This window comes from Methylobacterium sp. A52T (assembly GCF_053346095.1).
This window is the reverse complement of record NZ_JBKFBI010000120.1, coordinates 1-19,075: the sequence shown is the minus strand read 5'-3', so window position 1 is coordinate 19,075 and position 19,075 is coordinate 1. Positions and strand designations below refer to the sequence as shown.

Sequence of the window (19,075 nt, the reverse complement as noted above, 5' to 3'; positions counted from 1 at the left end):
CTCGGCAGCGACTGCCCGCTCGGCGTGGCCAGGGGCGTCGCGATCGCCGTCGCGCTGGCCAGGCCGCCGACACCGCCGCCGCCGCCGATGCTGAGGACGGCCAGGCCGTCCGCCCCGAGCCCGGCGGTGGTCACGGTGCTGCTGCTCTCGATGCGGGCCTCGCCGCCGTTGCCCCCCTTGCCGCCGGATCCGCCGATCGCCCACGACGCGGAGAGCGCCGCGCCCACCGCGACGCTCCTGACGTCCCCGCCGGCGCCGCCGCCGCCGCCGATGCTCTGCACCAGCACGGCCGTCGATCCCGCCCCGCCGGTCTCGATCGCGCCGGCCCGGCCGGTGAAGCGCGCGAGACCGCCATCACCGCCGCCGCCGCCGCTGCCGCCCAGGCCGACCGCGAAGAAGGCCCCGGCCGGGAAGGCGCCGCCACCGCTGCCGCCGCTGCCACCGATGCTCTGCACCAACGCCCCGAAGGCCGAGTCGCCCTCGGTCGTGATCCGGCCACCCGCGTTGACGATCTCCGCGGTCCCGCCCGCGCCCCCGGTCCCGCCGGCGCCGCCGCGGCCGAACCAGAGCGAGATGCCTCCGGCACCGCCGCCGCTCCCGGGCGCCACGTCGAGGGCCGCGAGCGGCAGGGCCGAGAGGGCGCTGCCGCCGCCGATGCTCTGCGCCACGAGGCCGGTCGCCCCGGCGCCGGACGTCGCCACCGTCCCGCTGTTGGTCAGGGTCACCGATCCGCCCGGGGCGGCATCGCCCCCGCCGCCGCCGCCGAACACGCCGCCGCCGCCCTTGCCGCCCGGCCCGCCGACCGATTGCGCGACGAGGCCCAGGGCGTAGTCGCCCGCCGTGACGATTGTGCCGCTCTGGGTCACCGTGACGGTCCCGCCGTCACCGCCCCGGCCACCGGGCCGGCCGCCGGCATCGGGCTGTATCCCGCCGTCGCCGCCGATGCTCTGGACGAGGCCGCCGAGGGCATAGTCGCCGGAGGTCCGGATGGTCCCGGCCATGTCGAGGCGCGCGGTGCCGCCCGCGCCGCCCGGCGTCACGAAGGGGTTGCTGTAGAAGGTCCCGGACCCGCGGATCGAGCCCGCGCCGCCGATGGACTCGACGATCACCGCGGTCGCCCCGACACCGTCGGTCGTCACCTGCCCGGAGCGCGTCACCGTGAGCGCGGCCGCGCCGCCGGCGCCGCCCCGTCTGGAGGCGGTCTGGTCGGCGTCGGTGCCCCCACGGCCGGCATCGCCGCCGACCGCACTGACCCGGACCCCCAGGAAGGCCTGCCCCTCGGTCGCGACGCGGGACGACAGGGTCAGGGTCGCCGGCCCGGCATCGCCGCCGGCGCCGACATCCTTCTGGCCGTCGCCGCCGTTCCCACCCCGGGAGAAGACCCAGAACCGCGGGATCGGCCGGAACTGGAGCTGGGAGACGCGGGCGCGCGTCGTGTAGCCGACCTGATCCCCCTCTCCGCTCACATCCTCTCCGAGCGTCACCGCGACGGCACCGCCGCGCCCGCCGCTCGCGCCCGGGATGGATGCCAGCCCCGGGATCGCGTCGCCGCGCCCGCCCGCTCCGCCCACCGAACCGGTTCGGATCGTCGCGGCGAGGTCTTTGCCGGCGGCCGCGGCATCGACATCGATCAAGGACAGGTCAGGGCCGTCGGCACCGGGCGTCGCGACGACATTCGACGCGATGACGTTGGCTCTTCCGTCGCGGCCGCTTGTGGCGGTCACCACCTCGGGCCGAGGTCGCTCCGCGGCGCGCGCCGGCAGGTCAAGGACCAGGACCAGGACCAGGCCGGTGCTGGCCGCGACGACGAGCCGTCCGCCATCGCGGATCTGCCGGTCGCGGCGCGGGACACGGAGCTGACTTGGCCGGTACGCCATCAGGAACGCGTCTCTCCGCGCAGCTGTCTCAAGAAAAAAATCCGAGTCTTCGCTGCTCAGAGCGCGCAGCGATCGCCCACACGAAGTTTTGAATGCATTCCTCGCGCATGGTTAACAAATCGTTGAGAACGAGATTTCCGGCCGAGGCTGGCGCTACTTTTCCCATTTCCGGAGCAAATCCGCGGACCGAGACCGTTATTTCTGACGGCGGCCGGGCCCATAGTTCTTATTGAATTCACGATCTCCGGTATCTGAGGCCATGTTTAGATGTCCTCAGGTATTCGAGGTCGCGCCAGGACCGAATTGGAGGCGTCACCGGTGCAGCAATGTAGGTGCGGTGGATTTCAGATGGTCGGCGTTGCCCACCCCGTCGGAGGACGCGTTTCACACCGCCACAGGCGACAGACGGAACAGGAATGACGGCTGCCCCTCGACGGCCGTCCTGCCGGGTCTCGTCCCCGTAGCGGCCATCGGAACCGGACACGCTCGCCGAGCTGCTCGGTGAGGCAAGGCGCGCGCCGGCGTGGCAAATGGCGACGCCCTCGATATATTAGGGTCCGCTAAATAAGAGACCCTGAGAGCGCCTGGATCCGGACCGATGGACGCCGTGACGCCGAACGAACTGATGCGCCTTCAGGACAGGGCCGGCGACGCGGCCCGTCTGCTCCGTCTCCTCGCCAACGAGAAGCGCCTGCTCATTCTGTGCCTGCTGGTCGCCCGCGGCGAGATGGACGTGACGAGCCTCGCCGAGGCGGTCGGGCTCAGCCAGTCGGCCCTGTCGCAGCACCTCGCCAAGCTGCGGGAGGACGGGCTGGTCGCGTACCGGCGCGAGAGCCAGACGCTCCACTACCGCCTGGAGGATCCCCGGGTCGCCCGCGTGCTGGCGACCCTCAAGGACATCTTCTGCCCGGAACTCGCCTGACCGCGTCAGCCACGCAGGACCTCCACCGCGAGCCCCGAACGGTCCGGCCGGTTGCGCGGCCGCAGGCTCGGCCCGCACCGGCGCGTCGCCATCGCGGCGATGACGAGAGCGAGAGCGAGAGCGAGCCCGCTACCCGTCGCGCGCGCGGCGACCGCGGAGGGGCCCGCGTGCTCCGGGAAGCCGGCCGGCGCGTCGCTCCGGCGCTCGACCTCCCGGCGGCGCCGGTGCGGCACCGCGAGCGACCCGGGATTTCCCGTCCGTCCGGCGATGGCGGGCTTGCCGCAGAACATTAGGGTACGCTAAATAAGAACCGTCTAATGTTCTCGCGCGGGACAGCGTTCCCCGCCGCCGAGCCGGGCCTCGCCTGGACCGGAGCTGTGGGCAGATCGAGATGGATGACTTCACCCCGGTCGGCGCCCTTCTCGGCGGAGCGATGATCGGCGCATCCGCGTCGCTCCTCCTCCTCCTCAACGGGCGCGTCGCCGGCATCAGCGGCATCCTCGGCAGCCTCCTGGTCCCGCCCGCGCGCGGGGCCGCTTGGCGGGCCGCCTTCGTGGCGGGCCTCGTCCTGGCGCCGGTCGCTTACAGCGGTCTCGGGGGCGACCTGCCGCCGGTGACGATCGGGGCGTCGTTCCCGCTCCTCGTCGTCGCGGGCCTGCTGGTCGGCTTCGGCGCGCGCCTCGGATCCGGCTGCACCAGCGGCCACGGGGTCTGCGGCATCGGACGCGGCTCGCCCCGCTCGCTGGCCGCGACCGGCACGTTCATGGCCGTCGCGATCCTCACCGTCCTCGTCGCGCGGCGTCTCGTCGGAGCCTGAGCCATGGCCAAGACCGTCTCCGCCCTCGCCGTCGGCCTCCTGTTCGGCCTCGGCCTCCTCGTCTCGGGCATGGCCGACCCGGCCAAGGTGCTCGCCTTCCTCGACGTGACGGGCCGCTGGGACCCGAGCCTCGCCCTCGTCATGGCGGGTGCCGTCGCGGTCTCGGCGGCCGGCTACCGCCTGGCGCTGCGGCGCGGCCGGCCGGTGCTCGCGCCCCGGTTCGATGTCCCGACCCGGCGCGACCTCGACCCGCGTCTCATCGCCGGGGCCGCGATCTTCGGCCTCGGCTGGGGCCTGGTCGGCCTCTGCCCCGGCCCCGCCCTCACCATCCTGACGGTGGCCCCGGCCGAGGCCCTGACCTTCGTGGCGGCGATGGTGGCCGGCATGCTGCTGTTCCGCCTCGTGCCGCCGGTGCGTCCGAAGCCGGAGGCCGTGCCGGGAACCGGCGCCTGAAGCGCGCCGCGCCCGGCGGAGCGTCGGCGACGCTGTCAGTCGGTGGGCTGGAGCCGCAGAGCTATGCCCCAGGGATCGCGGACGACGAGCGCGCCGTCGTCCTCGCCGAGGCGCGCGTCGGCCTCGCGCAGACGGTCTCCCGTCGATGCCAGGGTCGCTCGATCGACCAGCAGCACCACCTCGGCGAGGCCCGTCCGCCCCTCGGATCTGACGGCCGCACCGCGGCTGTTCCAGACGTTGCCGGCCAGCTGATGGTGGTAGCCGCCAGAGCCGAGGAACAGGGCCCCCGGATAGCGGCACATCACGTCGAAGCCGAGCAGGTTCGCGTAGAAGCGCTCTGCCGCTCCGAGGTCGCCCACCTGGAGATGGACGTGCCCGACGCAGGCGGCGGCCGGCATCGCAGACCAGGGACGTGTCGCGGCACCGACGATCCCGGCCTGATCGAGCCGTTCGTTGCGCATCACGACCGAACCGTCCGACGCCCGCGGCCACGCCGATGCCGGGCGATCGACGTAGATCTCGATGCCGTTGCCTTCCGGATCGTCGAGGTAGACGGCCTCGCTCACGCGGTGGTCGGCGCCGCCCGTGAGCGCGATGCCGTGCCGCTCCGCGTGCAGGAGCCAGGCACCGAGGTCGCTCCGGTCGGGCAGCAGGAACGCCGTGTGGAACAGGCCGGCCTCGCGCGGGTCCCGTGACCGCGCGTTGGGGTCACGGCGCAGGACGAGGCGCGTCGCGTCGCCCGTCCCGAGCTGCACGGCACGCTCGGTCTCCGAGAGGATGCCGAGCCCGATGATGTCCCGGTAGAACCGCGTCAGCGCGTCGAGGTCGTGCACGGCCAGGGTCACCGCACCGATCCGGTACGGCGCCTCGGCCAGGACGCGGTCCGGCCCGGCCGGGGGCCGGCTCGAAGCGGGTGTCGCCATGGTTCGTCTCCCGATCTTTGTCCGTCCGACAGGTGGGATCGCCGGCCGGCCCTCAGCGGCTCCTCGTCTCCCGGGCGGCGGGCTCCGGCGCCCCGCGCCAGGATCCGAACAGGCTGAAATGCGGGGTCCCGCCCTCGGACGCGACCGCGACCGTCGCCGTGCGGCCCGCGACCAGGCGGGTCTCGTCGGGAACGTCGTCCAGCTTGATCCGCACCGGGATGCGCTGGGCCAGCCGGACCCAGGCGAAGGTCGGGTTGACGCTGGCCAGCAGGTTCGAGCCCGCCGTGCGCTCGCGGTCCTCGATGCCGCCCGCGAAGCTCTCCACGCGGCCGTTCAGCGTGGACGTCTCGCCCATCAGGCGGACGCTGGCCTTGTCGCCGACATGGATGCGCGGGAGCTTCGTCTCCTCGAAATAGCCCTCGACGCGCAGCGTGTCGCTGTCGATGAGCGCCATCACGCCCCGCCCGGTGGAGACGTAGGTGCCGGGACGCAGCTCCATGTTGGTGATGCGCCCGTTGACGGCGGCCTTCACCGCGGAGCGTTCGAGGTTGAGCTTGGCGAGGTCACGGTCGGCCACCGCCTGCCCGTACGCCGCCCTGGCCTCCAGGTCGGTCGCCCGGGCGGCCTCGACCCTCTGCTGGGACGCGGCGGCGTCGCTGAGCTTCTGATAGCGGACGTAGTCGGCCGCGGCCCGCTCGGCGGTCGCCTGCTTGCCCTCGACCACCGCCTCCGCCTGGCGCAGGGCGAGATCGAAGCGCTCGGGGTCGATGCGGAACAGCACGTCGCCCCGCTTCACCACCTGGTTGTCCGCCACCAGCACCTCGGTGACGAGGCCGGAGACGTCGGGGGCCACCTGCACCACGTCGGCGCGCACGCGCCCGTCGCGGGTCCACGGCGCCTCCATGTAGTAGTCCCACAGCGCCAGCCCGACGACGATCGCGGCGGCGACCGTCCCGAGGGTGACGAGGAGGCGGAACGAGAGGGCGAGAAGCCGGGGCATGGAGGGATCCGGAAGGTGTGGGCAGGGCGAGATCGGGCGGCCGGACGAGCCCGCCGGTCAGGAGGTGAGAGGGACCGCGACCGAGACGACGAGGCCGAGGAGCACGACGTAGAGGGCGAGGTCGAACAGGGGCCGGTGCCAGACCATGCGGTAGAACCCGGTCAGGGCCAGCACCCGCCGCAGGAGCAGGCTCAGGGCGAAGGCGATCAGCATCCAGGCCGCGAGGCTCGGCACGAACACACCGTAGAGGTCGAGTTCACCCGTCATGCCGCGAGCTCCGGATGCGTGGTGGTGGGCAGCGTCGACCGGTAGGGCGGCGCGTCCGGGAACAGGCCGCGCCGGACGCCGACGAGACCCATCAGCGCGGCCCGGCCGGCCGCCTGCCGCGCGTCGCGGGAGACGGCGTCGAGGGCCCCGTCGACGGCATCGAGCAGGCCGGGGGCGGGCTGCCCCGGCGCGGCCGCGAAGTGCCGCGACAGCGCGACGAGGAGTGCTTCGACCGCCGCCCGGGCCGGCTCCGAGAGCTGCCGTCGGTCGCGCCGCAGCTCCACGACGTTGATGCCGACCCGGACCTCGGCGAGGAGGTCGGCGGTCCATTCCGCGTCGTCGGACGGCAGGGCGGCCAGCCGCGGCGCGATCAGGCCGACCCGGTCGAGCATCAGCGCGGCGAGTTCGAGACCGTTCTGCGCGCCCTGGCGCCCGGCGGCGCGGGCGAGGCTGCGGCGGTTGACGGCCCGCAGGCGCCGCGCCGACCAGCCGGCGCCGACCGAGCGGACGAGGCGCGTGACGATGGCCGCGACCCACATGCCGACGATGACCGCGACGGAGGCGTTGGTGAAGGCCGCGAAGTCCCCCGTGTAGCTGCCCTGGAGGGCGATCATGGCCGAGCCGTTGACCGCCGCGCCCATCGCCAGGGGCGCGGTCCTCGGCTGGGCCATGAACACCCCGCAGGCCAGGAGGGCCGGGGACAGCGCCAGGGCCAGCATCTCGAAGGTGGTGGCCAGCGGCAGGACCGCGAACAGGTAGGCGCCCGCCCCCAGGGCGCCGACGATGGCCGAGTTGGCGAAGCTGACGATGAACGGGGCGGGATCGTCCTGGGCGGCGAAGAAGCAGCAGCCGACCGCGGCCATCATCGGGGCGGCCGAGCCGTGCGGCCATCCGGTCGCGATCCAGATCGCGCAGGTGACCAGGATGGTCAGGAACACGCCCAGGGCCGACAGCAGCGCCATGCCGTGGTCGCGGTGGCGGATCGTGCGCGCCGCCGCGGTGTACCGGAAGGTCAGGTCCTCGGTGACCGGCGTGCCGTCCGCGATGTGCCGCTGCAGGATCCGGGCGTCCTGGCGCAGGTCGATGAAGTCGCGCAGCCGCGCCAGGAGGCTCGCCAGCACGAGGGCGTCCCAGGACGGCCGCTCCCCGAGCCCGGGTTCGAGGGCGTCCGCCTCGGCCTTCAGGCGGTCGGCCTCGGCCTGTTCGGTGGTTCCGGAGGCGAGCCAGGCGGCCATGGCGTCGAGGAGGGTGCGCAGGCGCTGCGGCAGCGCGCTCGCCCGCTCCAGCGTCTCGATGCGGTCCGAGACCGCCGAGGCGATGGGCAGGAACATCAGCATGTGCTGGCGCAGGGTCGCCATGGCATCCGCCGAGCGTTCCGCACCGGTCATGTCGTAGCGCAGCGGCGTCGCCAGGGCCTCGAACGCGACCGCGTCCGAGGCCAGCTTCAGCCGGGTGGCCTGCGTGTCCGTCGTCGCGCGGGTGCGGCCGAGGACGTCGATGACCCAGCCCCGCGCGTCGCGCAGCCAGAGGTCGAGCCGGCCGGAGATCACCGGCGCCACCGATTGCGGCAGCACGATCGTGTTGACGAGGCTGGCGCAGAGGATGCCGAGGGTGATCTCCTCGGCCCGGGCCACGGCGACGTCGAACATCGCCCCGGGATCGCCCACGGCCGGGAAGCCGATCAGCGCCGCCGTGTAGCCGCCGAGCATCATCAGGTAGCTGCGCGGGGTGCGGTCGAGGAGGGAGAAGTACAGGCACGTCGCGACCCAGGTCGCGATGGCGAGCGTCAGGAGTTCCGGCGCGTTCACGAGGTTCGGCACGAGGGCGACCGTGACCACGGCCCCGAGCAGCGTGCCGAGCACCCGGTAGAGCGCCTTGGAGCGGGTGGCGCCGGCCAGCACCTGGCTGGTGATGTAGACGGTGCCGAGCGCCCAGTAGGGGTTCGGCAGATCGATCCAGAACGCCAGGAACAGGGCCAGCATGCCGGCACCGAAGGTCTTGAGCGCGAAGGCCCAGTCGCGCCAGCCGGGGAGCGTCATTCCGCGGCCTCGCCTCGACGCGCCCCGGACTCCGCCCCGGACTCCGCCCCGGACTCCGCCCCATCGAGCCCGTCCTCGCCGCGGAGATGATCCTGCAGGGCCTGGAACACCCGCAGGCCGGCCTCCAGGTCCGCGGCGCTCACGGTCGCGAACACCGTCTCCCTGAGGCGCTCGAGATCCGCCTCGATCCGCGCGACGACCGCCTGTCCCGCGGGCGTCAGGGTCAGCACCTTCGCGCGGCGGTCGGTGGGGTCCTCCCGGCGCGCGACGAGGTCCGCCTTCTCCAGTTGATCCAGGAGCCGCACCAGCGACGGCCCCTCGATGCCGATCGCGTCCGCCAGGGTGGTCTGGCGCGGCTCGCCGCCCATGCGGGCGATCAGCACCAGCGGCAGGGCCTTGGCCTCCGAGATGCCGTAGGCCTCGGTCGCCGCGTTGGCCAGGCGCCGCCACTGGCGTCCGGAGAGCAGCAGCGTGTGGGTGTAGGCCAGGCGGAGCTGCCGCAGGGTCTTGGCTGCCATCTCAAGCCTCCCGGCAGATCGTGGTGACGCGCATCGGGCGGCCCCGCACCGATATTGATAGTCAACTATCGATTAGCGCGGCGCTGTTCAAGGGCGCGCGCCGGCGGGTCGCAACGCAGGGTGGTCCATCCCGCGGATCTTCGAGGCCGGAAGCCCGGTCCGCGAGGAACGCGGCGCCGGCCTCGGCGATGCGCCCCTCGCGGCCGCCGAGCTCCCACCTTCCCGCTCATGAGGCGGGCCAGGCACCCGGGCGTCCGTGACCTTCGTCACGGTCGCGGAGCGGCGCACAGGGCATGTCGGTCTCCGCAGACCAGGAGGATCAGATGACGGCTCTGTTCTCCCTCATCAGGCGATGGCTCGACTGCCGTCGTGCGCGGAGCGAACTCGCGTCGTTCAGCGAGCGCGACCTCGCGGATCTCGATCTCGTGGGATGTGACGTGAAGCGCATCGCCTCGGCGCGGTCCGGGCGGAGAGGCGCGGCCTGAGGATCCCGGCGCCGTCAGCGCGGCGACCTGCGCCGGTCGCGTGTCAGGCGGTCGACGGCGAACTCCGCGGCGATGCCGATGACGGCACCCGCCAGCACGTCGGCGGGGAAGTGCGCCCCGCGGAGAACCTGCGCCGTGACGACGCCGGCCGCGGCGGCGTAGGACGGTCCCCTGATCTCCGGATAGGCGCGCGCGGCGGCGCGCGCGACGGCGGTGCTCAGGGCGGAATGACCCGAGGGGAAGGATTGCCACGGACCGACGCCCGTTCCCGGCCATCCCCGCACGTAGACCCCCTCGTCCATCAGGACGTTCGGGCGCGTCCGATGCACCGTCCGCTTCAGGCTCGTCTTGACGACACCGGCCAGGAGACCGGCTTGCAGCATGTGCCGCCCCGCTTCCGCCATCCGGCGATCGCGCACCATGAGCCCCAGGACGAGGGTGCCGGCAGACAGCGAGAGCAGGGACTGCCAGCTCCCGATCTCGCTCGCCGTCCCCACCGCTCGAACGACGGGGTGGTCTTTCGCGCGTGCCAGCCCGAGGCCGAGGGCGACGTCGGCCGCCTCGAACCGGTTGGCCGTGCCGAGAGCTGCGACGTCGGACGGTCTGTTCGGGGTTCGCGCAAGCATGGCCATAAACGCGCCCGACGGGCGTTCGTTCGATGCGGCCTCCGCGGGGCGAGGCCCCCGCGAACGGCACCCGCCGCCGAAGCCGCGCCCGGTCAGGAACGCGCGCCGCGTCGGCGAACGCACGGGCCGGATGGGAGAGGCCGTGATCGCCTGACTTCGGGCCCGGCGGATGGAGAGGATCGGCCAGGATCTCAGCCAGGATCGGCGGAATCGGACACGCGGATCGGCCCCGAATACCCGTCAGGCCGGCCCAGAGTTGACGGAACCGGACAGATTGGACAGATTCCAGTGACTAACCTGTGTTACAGTCAGGGCGACGATGTCCACTGATCTCCCTCAGGGTAGAGTCACGTTCCGCGGCCGCGGTCTGGCCTTCGCGCACGGCGCCAAGCTCGTGCTGAAGGTCTGCCCGCTGTGCTCGCAGTGGAACGCGCCCCGGGCGGCCGACCTCGGGCAGTGCGGCTGGTGCGCCTACACCCCGTCCTGTCGGGACGTCGAACCCGCGCCGAGCCGCCACGACACCGACGTCACCGCGTGAGACCGCGGAGGCTCGGACCGGCGCGCGACGCCGCGCATCGCGACGGTGCGGGCGCGGCGATCCGCACCGATGCCGGCATGCCCCGCGCCGTTCAGCCGTACTGAAGCTCGGCCCGCGCGCGGGAGAGCTTGCGCAGGATTCGGCGGATGTGCTCGCGGAGCATGAGGGTCTCGTCCGTCGGGTTCTCTTCCGAAGCCATCGCCGACACATCCAAGACACTTACGGCCCGGTAGCGCATCCGCTCCTCCGCACGACATCACGCCGTGTCCTAGCAGCTACTTTCAATTAACGCATCCATCATTTGATCGATTCCGCACCTCTGCAGCGCGCAAGTTTACGTAGATTTCTCAGTCGATGCCCTGATCGGACCGCGCAATAGAGTTTCCACGCCCCTCGCTTCACCGATCTGGCTTGCGCACGAAATAATCCCGGCCCCGATCAGCTTCGGTCGCTCGGTCTCGTGGCAGACGGTGGCCGGCTCGACACAGACCGCGCGCGGGTTCGAAGGACTTCCCCGCCCCGCCGGCCGGGCGGCGCTCGGGATGCCGCGCACAGGGGGCGCTCTGGTCGAGCCGCGATGCCTTGGACGACGTGCCGAGATCCTGAGCGCGGCCGGATCGGCACCGGTTTTCCTGCGCTTTGACCGTCCCGGAAGGAACTGATCTTCCGCTCTGCTACGACGCGGCGCCAACGAGGCGCCGACGGGACGCGACCGGCGCGACGGGAACCCCGCCCCGGCGCCGGCCGTCCCGGACCTGCGCGTCCGCGCGGCCGCAGCGTTCGGCCGAGCGACCGTGATCGGGAGGCGCGCGTCCGGCGTCGCCCGCGCTAGGAATCCGCGGTCCGGCGCCCGATCTCGCTGTCGAGATACACGGACCAGTCCGACAAGGTCGTGAGCTGCGAGCCGAACATCTTGCTGACCTGGTAGAAGCCCAGGGCGCGATAGCTCTCGAACTGGCTCTCCGAGAACCACTGGTTGGCCGTGCTCTCGTGCGGGAAGGCCGGGCTGGTGGCGCCGTAGGCGCGGACTTCGGCGGGGATGTCATCGAGGAAGCTCGGCTTGATGTAGATCAGCGAAGCCGCGTCGCGGGCCCCCGGATACGCGATCGTACCCCGCGCGTAGCCCAGCGCACCGGCACGCTTGCCCTCGCGCTCGATCGTCGCGCGGGGGAGTATGCGCATCTCGCCCATCTGGACCTTCGCCAACCCGTCCACCTCGGCCTTCCGGATCACGTTGCCGAGGTCGAAGAACGTGCAGCGTTCGTCCTGGCCCGCATCGATCACCACGATCCGCGCGCAGCGCCGCCGCAGCATCTCGTAGACGCCGAGATTGTCGAAATGGCCGCCATCCGAGAGGTAGATCGCCTGCCGGACATCGGTGCTGCGGCCGCCGAGCTCGCTCAGGAGCGCGAGCACGGAGTTCCTCGGCTTGGCGAGCTTGAGGTCGTCCCGGCGCGCCACCGCGGGGTTGGGCAGCCAGGCGCCGAGCCGGACGTTGAACAGGGTCATCAGGAACGCGATCAGGCGCGACGAGTGATAGCCCCAGTTCGGGCTGACCGCGGCCCCGGAGATCGTCAGCAGACCGCCCAGCAGCGGCCCTCGGCCCGCGCTGACGCGGTCGCCCGAGGTCTCCATCCCGGCATATTGCGACGTGCGGATGTAGGCCCCGCGCGGGCCGACGGTGCCGGGCCGGTCGCGCGCCCTGTCGGCGCGGTCGAGGATCGCCGAGCCGCAGGCGAAGGGTGTCGCGGTGAACGAGGCGGCCTTCCGCTCCGCCCACTCGGTGTGGAGGAGATCCGTCAGATTGAGCGTCATGTTGACGACGGGCAGCAGCCGCTTCTCGCTCCCGAGATCGGCGATGCGCGGGCTGTCCTCCTCGTCGAAGTCGGTGAAGGGATCGGCGTCGCGCCGCGTCCGCGCCGAGCCGAGGAAGCCCCGGGTCAGGCGGTTGCGGTAGACGCCGTGCATGGAGAAGCGGTTGACGTTGACGCGGCCGAACAGCCAGACGGCCCCGGCCAGGATTGCCGCCACCGCGACATCCAGGATCACGATCATGCCGTAGGGGTTGATGCCGCAGACGGAGCCGGCATCCGCGCCGGCGTCCGCGCCGCCGAGCGCCCGGCGCGGCAGCAGGCAGTTGCCCCACCAATCGTGCGCCTGGCCGAGGAAGCGGCCGAGGCACCAGCCCATCAGGGCGAACAGGCTGATCCCGAAGACCGCCGCCATCGCGCTGAGGCCGATCATCACGAGGTCGTCCATGCGTCCCTTGGCGGCCAGGGACTGCGCGCGGACGAAGACCTGCTTGCCCAGGAAGGCGGCGGCCGGGCCGGTGGCGAGGGCGCCGAGCGCGCCGAACAGGGCGGGGATCTGCGCGTCCTGGCGGCCGAGGGCGTCGGCGGACAGGACGAGGCAGCACAGGCACAGGCCTGTCCAGCCCATCGCGGCCAGCAGGAGCTGGCCGTCGACCCGCGCGACCCACTCGCGGTCGAGGTCGGCGCACTCGGCGCTCTTCCGGAACCCGATGAAGATGACGCTCTGGAGAAGGTGGATGACGATCAGCGCCGGCGGGGCCGCGACCGTCAGGATCTGAGAGACCTCGGCTTTCGCGGCGTCGAAGCCGGCAGCGGAGCCACCGACCAGCCAGCCGATGGACGCGTCGGCGCAGACGCAGATCAGCCCGGCCGAGACGAGGCTGCTGGCGAGCCAGGGACCGAGATTCCGCTCGTACAGCCAGAGGCCCGGATGGCCCTTCGAGGTCTGCCAGATCAGGCCGCTGAGATAGGCCGCGACCTGCACGGCGAAGTAGGCGAGGCCCAGGCGGCACAGGGAGAGGCCCGAGAGCGGCAGCGGCTGCTCGAACAGCGCGCGGAGCGTGAACGGCAGCGCGAGGGCCCAGACGCAGGTCGGCGCGATGATGCAGGCCGCGATCCGCCCCGGGGACGCGTACGCCGTGACGCCGCCCGTCCGCGGCCGATGGCTCGGCAGGAGGGTGCAGGCGCTGAACGTCGCGACGAACAGCGCCGCGCTGCCGAGCACCAGGGGCAGCCACAGCGTGCTGCCGCTCGCAGCCTCGAGCGCCGTCCGGTAGGCGAGCAGCGCGAGGGGGACGAACAGCAGCAGCGGGAAGATGATCAACCAGTTGAGGATCGTGTTCCGGATGTAGAGAACGATGCCGGCCCAGGTGTCGCGCGACAGGATCCCGACCTCCGGAGTCAGGTAGTTCGTGTAGCGCCGCAGCTTGGCGAAGATCTCGTTGCCCGAGCCGCCGAGCTGGCGCTCGGCCTCGGCGATGCCGCCGCACTGACGGATGAACGTCTGCAACCAGCCGCCGGCGAAACCGCCCCCCGATACCGTCGACAGGTAGTGGAATTCGCCGAGCATCCGCCGGCTGGCCAGGGCCTGCAGGGCGCCGAGGCAGAAGGTGGCGCTGCGGATCCCGCCGCCGGACAGGCACAGGGCGGCGAGCCGGGCCTGGTCGGCCCGCGCCTGCCAGGGCGCGCGATCGCCGGGCTCCGGCGGCCCGCAGAAATGATCCATCTCCTCCGCGAGCGCCTGCTCGGTGTCGAGGAACCACGCGTCCCGGCCCGTCGTCAGGGCGGGCAGATGGTGGGGAGAGGCATCCGCCTGGATGTCCGCGACACTGGCGCTCATCGCTCCTCCTATCGCCCGCTATCGCCCGCGCGCTGCCGGACCGTGCCGGACCGTGCGGTTCAGCCGCCGGGGCACGACAGCGACCGCGCCCCGGCCGTCCTGATCGGTGACCTCCCGAACATCTCTCCGCCCGATGTCGAAACAAGTGACGATAAAATTTTACGGGATCAGTAACCGCTGGATAAACGGTATCGAGAACAACGATCGGGAGAATGGGTTACCCGAACCAGCATTGCGGTCGAGCAGGAGCGCTGCACCACCGGAGACCGAAACTACCGGCGCGCCGACACTCACAGAAAAACTGTATTCGAACATCATCCATTCGAATGACGCGCGCACGGGGATCGGCGTTTATTGAAATCGGCGAGACGCTTCGCGAAGGCAGGGTTCCCGCCATGTCCCAGGTGCGATCGTGACCCGCTCCCAGGCCGCCCGCCGGACTGCCCGCCAGACCGCCCGCCGGACCGCCCGCGTCGTCGCGCTCACCGCGGCGATCCTGCTCCCGGCGCAGGCCGGATCGCGCGCCGCCGACCGAGGACCGGCAGACGGGCCGGGCGACAGGCCGGGCGGCACCCCGCACTTTCTCGAACAATCCTGGACGCCGCAGGAGCGCGCGTGGTTCTACCGGGCGAGCCAGGGCTCGCAGATCATGCCGTACGCCTGGTTCATGTCCCTGGAGCGCCCGGACGACGACACGCTCTTCGTCGCGGACGGGCTCGCGCGCTTCGGCTACCTGCCGAACCCGTACGACGGAACGCGCGGATCGGACCGCAGCGGGCTCCCCATCGGGTTCGTGAAGGACGTCGACGATCGCGGCGAGTGGATCGGCATGACCTGCGCCGCCTGCCACGTGAACCGGGTCGACCTGCGCGGTCGGTCGATCCTGATCGACGGCGGCCCGGCCGATGCCGACATGTTCGCCTTCATCGAGGAACTGGGCCGCGCCCTCGCGCGGACGCGCGACGACCCGGCGCACTTCGAGCGCTTCGCCCGCCGCGTCATCCCGGCGGAACTGTCGGCGCCGGGGACGGGCCCGTCCGAGCCCGACCGCCGCCGCCTGCGGGCCAGCCTGACGCGGCTGGCCGAGGACTTCTCCCGTTACGTCGCGTCGAGCCGGACCGCGGTGCCCTGGGGGCCGGCACGCCTCGACGCGTTCGGCATGATCTTCAACCGGGCGACGGGCATCGATCTGCGCGACCCGCACAACATCGCCCCGCCCGACGCGCCCGTCAGCTACCCGTTCCTGTGGGATACGTCGTGGCACGACCGGGTGCAGTGGAACGGCTCCGCCGCGAACGGGCTCGCCGTCGAGCGCCTGGGCCGGAACGTCGGCGAGGTGCTGGGGGTCTTCGCCCGCACCGACATCCGGGAACCGACCCTGCCGCCGCTCTGGTTCGAGACCTCGGCGGACCGGGTCAACCTCCTTCGGATCGAGAACCAGCTGGGCGCCCTCACGGCGCCGGCCTGGCCCGACCGGATCGCGCCGCGCACCGAGGCGCAGGCCCGGGACGCCGCGGCCGGCAAGGTCCACTACGACCGGTACTGCCTGTCCTGCCACGCGATCGCCCCGACCGGCGCGAACCGCACGCTGACGGTGACCCTGACGCCGCTGGCGGAGATCGGGACCGACCCGAAGATGGCGACGAACGCCGTGTCCCGGCGCGCGCGGACCGGGATCCTCGAAGGGATCCGGATGCCGTTCCTGGCGACGACGCCGCCGCTGGCCGCCGAGACGAGCAGCCTCGAACTCGTGGCCACGCTCGTCGCCGGCGCGATCCTGGCGCCCCTCGACCGCGGGCCGGACCCGGCGGGCGTCGGGGCGGACCAGACCGTCATCCTCGACCGGCTGCTCAAGCGCGGCGCCGCCGCCCTCGAGGCCCGCAACGCGATGCTCGACGACGTCTCGACCGCCGGCGGCAAGGGCCTCGTCGCCGCGTTCGTCGGGGCGCGGAGAGACCGCGACCTCATGGTCTACAAGGCGCGGCCCCTCAACGGCATCTGGGCGACGGGCCCGTACCTGCACAACGGCTCGGTGCCGAACCTGTACGAACTCCTGCTGCCCTCGGGCCGGCGATCCAGGACGTTCCGGGTCGGCAGCCGGGAGCTGGACGAGGACCGGATCGGGTTCCGGTCCGACGTCGGGCCGTTCCTGTTCGACACCGCGCTGCCGGGCAATGCCAATACCGGCCACGAGGGGCCGGCCTACGGGACCGAGCAGCTCGACGAGGCGCAGCGCCGGCAGCTCCTGGAGTATCTGCGAACCCTGTAGGCGCGCTCCGCGGTTTCGATTTCCATCTTATCAGTATTGATTTGCTGTTCGATTGCATCCGTAATGGAACAACCGATTTCAGCACCTGTCGACCCGACCGGACGGCTGGAGATCTGACGACACTCAAGACTCGCACTCAGCGCGGAGCGTGGCCATGCAGGATCTCGAGGCGTATTCGGTTCTGGTGGGGTCGATCTACGACCGCGTCGGCCAGCCGGAGGAGTGGTCGGCGCTCCTGGAGGATCTGACCGATTTCGTCGGCGGCCGGGTCGGCCAGCTCGCCGTGTTCAGCCTCGACGGGAGCCGCAAGCCGCTCTGGGCGGTGTCCGGCTTCGAGCGGTCGCGGTACCGCGAGTTCCTCTACCGGCACGCCACCGAGGATCCGCGCCTCCCCTACATCCTGTCGAACCAGGGCAAGGTCATCCGCGCCGAGGAGGGGGTCGACGCGGTGCAGTTCCGCGAGTCGGCCCTGTTCAAGGAGGTCGTCCAGCCCTTCGAGATCGAGCACAGCCTCGTCACCTACTTCGCCAAGGAAGCCGACGTCATGGCGACGCTCGCGGCGATGCGGGGCGAGGAGGGCGGCCCCTTCCGGTCCGACGAGGTCCGGCGCCTGGCGATGCTCGTCCCGCACCTGCGCCGGGCCTTCGAGCTGTACGCGCTGATGCGGCAGGCCTCCGAGCGCACGTCCGATCTCGCCTCCGCCCTGGACCTGCTCGACGCCGCCGTGATCCTCACGGATTCCGACCTGCGCGTCGCGCACGCCAACCGCGCCGCCGAGGCGCTGGCGCGGTCCCGGACCGGCCTGTCCTTCGTGAAGGGCAGCCTCGTCCTCAAGGACAGCCAGACCGGGCGGCGGATCGCCCGCGCGGCCGGCGAGGCGCTCGCGGCCGCGAGCGGCGACGTCGCGATCACGCAGGCCGACCACATCACCGTGACCTGCGGCGAGAGCGGCATGCCCTACCGGGTGTCGCTGCACCCGCTGTCGAAGCGTCCGGCCGGCACCGGGTCGAAGGTGCGGGCCGAGCTGGCGATCGTGATCCGGACCGGGACCCCGAAGGTCCAGGGGAGCAACGCCGCGCGGCTGCAGAAGCTGTTCGGGCTGACCGTCGCCGAGTCGATCCTCGCCAACGCGGTCGCTTCGGGACGGTCCCTCGACGACCACGCCCAGGACCGCGGCATCGCGATCTCCACCGCCCGCACCCAGCTGCGCGCCCTGTTCGCCAAGACCGAGACGCACCGGCAGGGCGAGCTCGTGGCGCGCCTGCGCGAGGGGCTGGACGTCTCGCTCAACTGACCACCGGGCGTCGGGCCGGACGGCCCGCGCCGCTCCGCGAACGCCACAGGAGGTCGTGCATGCGCGCCGCCGCTCCCGAGACGCCCTGCCTCGCCTTCCTGGAGGCCCTGCCGGTGGCGGAGCGCTGGCAGCGCGCCCGGGACTGGATCGCCCGCGCGCCCCGGCCCTTCTTCGCGCAGCTGCGCGCGCGGCGCACCGCCCTGGATTGCGGCGCGGCCATCCTCGTCGCCGGCCGCGCCGAGGTCGAGGAGATCCTGTCCCTGCCGCAGGTCTTCTCCGTCGCGCTCTACAAGCCCAAGATGGGCGAGTTCATGCTGGCGCTCGACGGCACCGAGGTGAATTACCGCGACAAGGCGGTCATGCGCGCCGTGCTGTCCTGGCGCGACCTCCCGGCGATCCGCGATCTGGCGGGCGCCGAGACCGACGCGGCCCTCGACCAGGGTCTCAACCAAGCCCTCGACCAGGCCCTCGACCCGGGCCGCGGATCCATCGACGTCGTGGCGTCGGTCTCGCGCCGCGTCCCGCTGCGGATCGTGCAGCGCTTCTTCGGGTTCGCGGCGCCCGATGCCGACCTGCTGCGCTGGTCGTACGCGAACCAGTTCGACCAGTTCAACAACCTCCCCTTCGACGAGCGCCCGGACGCCGACGCGATCCACGCGGCGGCGGATCTGGCGCGCCAGGAGATGCGGGCGGCCTTCGCCAGGATCATCCCGGCGCGCGTCGCGGCGATCGAGGCCGGCGCCGACCTGCCCGACGACGTCCTCACCCGGCTGCTCCGGCTGCACCTGCCGGCGGCGACCGGCTTCGGCATGGACCGCGTCGTCATCAACGTCGGCGGCCTGCTGATCGGGGCCATCGAGACCACGTCGGAGGCGGTTGTGCACGCCCTCGCGGAGCTCCTCGGCCGGCCGCAGGTCCTCGCGGCGGCCCGCGCGGCCGCCCGGACCGGACCCGCCGCCTTCGACGGCTACGTGTGGGAGGCGCTGCGCTTCGCGCCGATCGTCGCCTTCATGTTCCGCCAGGCGGAGACCGACCACGTGCTCGGCCGGGGCAGCCCGGCCGAGAGCCGGATCGCGAAGGGCCGGGTCGTCCTGCCCCTCAGCCTGTCGGCGATGTTCGACGCGACCGGCGTGCCCGACCCGGACCGCTTCGACCCGGCCCGCCCGGAGCAGACCTATCTCCATTTCGGCCGGGGCCATCACGAGTGCCTCGGCCGCTACGTGGCGGGCGCGATGGTCCCGGAGATCGTTCGCCGCATCCTCCTGCGCGACGCCGTGCGGGCCGAGGGCGCGGTCGAGGACGGGGGCACGCCGTTCCCGACCGCGTTCCGGATCTCCTGCGCCGGCGGGCCGGCGGGGGCCGCCGGGCCCGGTTAGCCCGGCGCGCGGGACGTCGC

General features: G+C 72.4%; 15 protein-coding genes and 1 pseudogene. 8 read left to right on the top strand and 8 right to left on the bottom strand.

Features of this window, described 5'->3' with window-relative positions; translation table 11 throughout:
• Window positions 1-1,877, bottom strand: a pseudogene (locus tag ACLBYE_RS23300) (autotransporter outer membrane beta-barrel domain-containing protein); the annotation flags it as partial.
• Between the two features lie 598 nt (window positions 1,878-2,475).
• Between ACLBYE_RS23300 and ACLBYE_RS23295 the strand changes: the two are divergent.
• The 3 genes from ACLBYE_RS23295 (at window position 2,476) to ACLBYE_RS23285 (ending at window position 4,069) form a co-directional block, all read left to right on the top strand.
• Window positions 2,476-2,799, top strand: coding sequence for an ArsR/SmtB family transcription factor (locus ACLBYE_RS23295; protein ID WP_447695985.1), 324 nt, complete (start codon window positions 2,476-2,478; stop codon window positions 2,797-2,799).
• A 391-nt stretch (window positions 2,800-3,190) separates the two neighbouring features.
• A complete protein-coding gene (locus tag ACLBYE_RS23290; protein WP_447695984.1) occupies window positions 3,191-3,616 on the top strand; it encodes a YeeE/YedE family protein in 426 nt (141 codons plus the stop codon).
• A 3-nt stretch (window positions 3,617-3,619) separates the two neighbouring features.
• Window positions 3,620-4,069, top strand: coding sequence for a DUF6691 family protein (locus tag ACLBYE_RS23285; RefSeq protein WP_447695983.1), 450 nt, complete (start codon window positions 3,620-3,622; stop codon window positions 4,067-4,069).
• A 35-nt stretch (window positions 4,070-4,104) separates the two neighbouring features.
• Here ACLBYE_RS23285 and ACLBYE_RS23280 read toward each other — a convergent pair whose 3' ends face one another.
• Genes ACLBYE_RS23280 through ACLBYE_RS23260 form a run of 5 tightly spaced genes read right to left on the bottom strand, consistent with a single transcriptional unit; the run spans window position 4,105 to window position 8,816 of the window.
• Complete coding sequence (locus tag ACLBYE_RS23280) at window positions 4,105-4,992, bottom strand: VOC family protein (protein WP_447695982.1); 888 nt, start codon at window positions 4,990-4,992, stop codon at window positions 4,105-4,107.
• Window positions 4,993-5,044: 52 nt separating this feature from the next.
• Window positions 5,045-5,992 carry an efflux RND transporter periplasmic adaptor subunit gene (locus tag ACLBYE_RS23275; protein WP_020095882.1) on the bottom strand — a complete coding sequence of 316 codons (948 nt, stop codon included), beginning with the start codon at window positions 5,990-5,992 and terminating at the stop codon, window positions 5,045-5,047.
• Window positions 5,993-6,049: 57 nt separating this feature from the next.
• Complete coding sequence (locus ACLBYE_RS23270; RefSeq protein ID WP_447695981.1) at window positions 6,050-6,259, bottom strand: DUF1656 domain-containing protein; 210 nt, start codon at window positions 6,257-6,259, stop codon at window positions 6,050-6,052.
• The gene (locus ACLBYE_RS23265; RefSeq protein WP_447695980.1) at window positions 6,256-8,298 is read right to left on the bottom strand and encodes an FUSC family protein; all 2,043 of its coding nucleotides are present in this window, start codon (window positions 8,296-8,298) and stop codon (window positions 6,256-6,258) included. The genes ACLBYE_RS23270 and ACLBYE_RS23265 overlap by 4 nt, the downstream gene beginning before the upstream one ends.
• Window positions 8,295-8,816: a MarR family winged helix-turn-helix transcriptional regulator gene (locus ACLBYE_RS23260; protein ID WP_447695979.1), complete on the bottom strand. Its 522-nt coding sequence runs from the start codon at window positions 8,814-8,816 to the stop codon at window positions 8,295-8,297. The genes ACLBYE_RS23265 and ACLBYE_RS23260 overlap by 4 nt, the downstream gene beginning before the upstream one ends.
• A 293-nt stretch (window positions 8,817-9,109) precedes the next feature.
• Between ACLBYE_RS23260 and ACLBYE_RS23255 the strand changes: the two genes are divergently transcribed.
• On the top strand, window positions 9,110-9,301 hold the full coding sequence (locus tag ACLBYE_RS23255) for a DUF1127 domain-containing protein (protein WP_447695978.1): 192 nt from the start codon (window positions 9,110-9,112) through the stop codon (window positions 9,299-9,301).
• Window positions 9,302-9,315: 14 nt separating this feature from the next.
• Here the strand turns inward: ACLBYE_RS23255 and ACLBYE_RS23250 are convergent, their stop codons facing one another.
• Window positions 9,316-9,927 (bottom strand): phosphatase PAP2 family protein, encoded by a 612-nt coding sequence (locus tag ACLBYE_RS23250; RefSeq protein WP_447695977.1) that lies wholly within the window; start codon window positions 9,925-9,927, stop codon window positions 9,316-9,318.
• A 319-nt stretch (window positions 9,928-10,246) separates the two neighbouring features.
• Here ACLBYE_RS23250 and ACLBYE_RS23245 point away from each other — a divergent pair, with 319 nt between their 5' ends.
• Complete coding sequence (locus ACLBYE_RS23245) at window positions 10,247-10,465, top strand: hypothetical protein (RefSeq protein WP_447695976.1); 219 nt, start codon at window positions 10,247-10,249, stop codon at window positions 10,463-10,465.
• Window positions 10,466-11,293: 828 nt separating this feature from the next.
• Here ACLBYE_RS23245 and ACLBYE_RS23240 read toward each other — a convergent pair.
• Entirely contained in the window at window positions 11,294-14,116 is a 2,823-nt protein-coding gene (locus tag ACLBYE_RS23240) for a hypothetical protein (RefSeq protein WP_447695975.1), read from the bottom strand.
• A 412-nt stretch (window positions 14,117-14,528) separates the two neighbouring features.
• Here ACLBYE_RS23240 and ACLBYE_RS23235 point away from each other — a divergent pair, with 412 nt between their 5' ends.
• The 3 genes from ACLBYE_RS23235 (at window position 14,529) to ACLBYE_RS23225 (ending at window position 19,055) form a co-directional block, all read left to right on the top strand.
• Window positions 14,529-16,385: a di-heme-cytochrome C peroxidase gene (locus tag ACLBYE_RS23235; RefSeq protein ID WP_447695974.1), complete on the top strand. Its 1,857-nt coding sequence runs from the start codon at window positions 14,529-14,531 to the stop codon at window positions 16,383-16,385.
• Window positions 16,386-16,539: 154 nt separating this feature from the next.
• Window positions 16,540-17,679: a helix-turn-helix transcriptional regulator gene (locus ACLBYE_RS23230; protein WP_447695973.1), complete on the top strand. Its 1,140-nt coding sequence runs from the start codon at window positions 16,540-16,542 to the stop codon at window positions 17,677-17,679.
• A gap of 59 nt (window positions 17,680-17,738) precedes the next feature.
• Complete coding sequence (locus ACLBYE_RS23225; RefSeq protein WP_447695972.1) at window positions 17,739-19,055, top strand: cytochrome P450; 1,317 nt, start codon at window positions 17,739-17,741, stop codon at window positions 19,053-19,055.
• Window positions 19,056-19,075 lie beyond the last annotated feature (20 nt).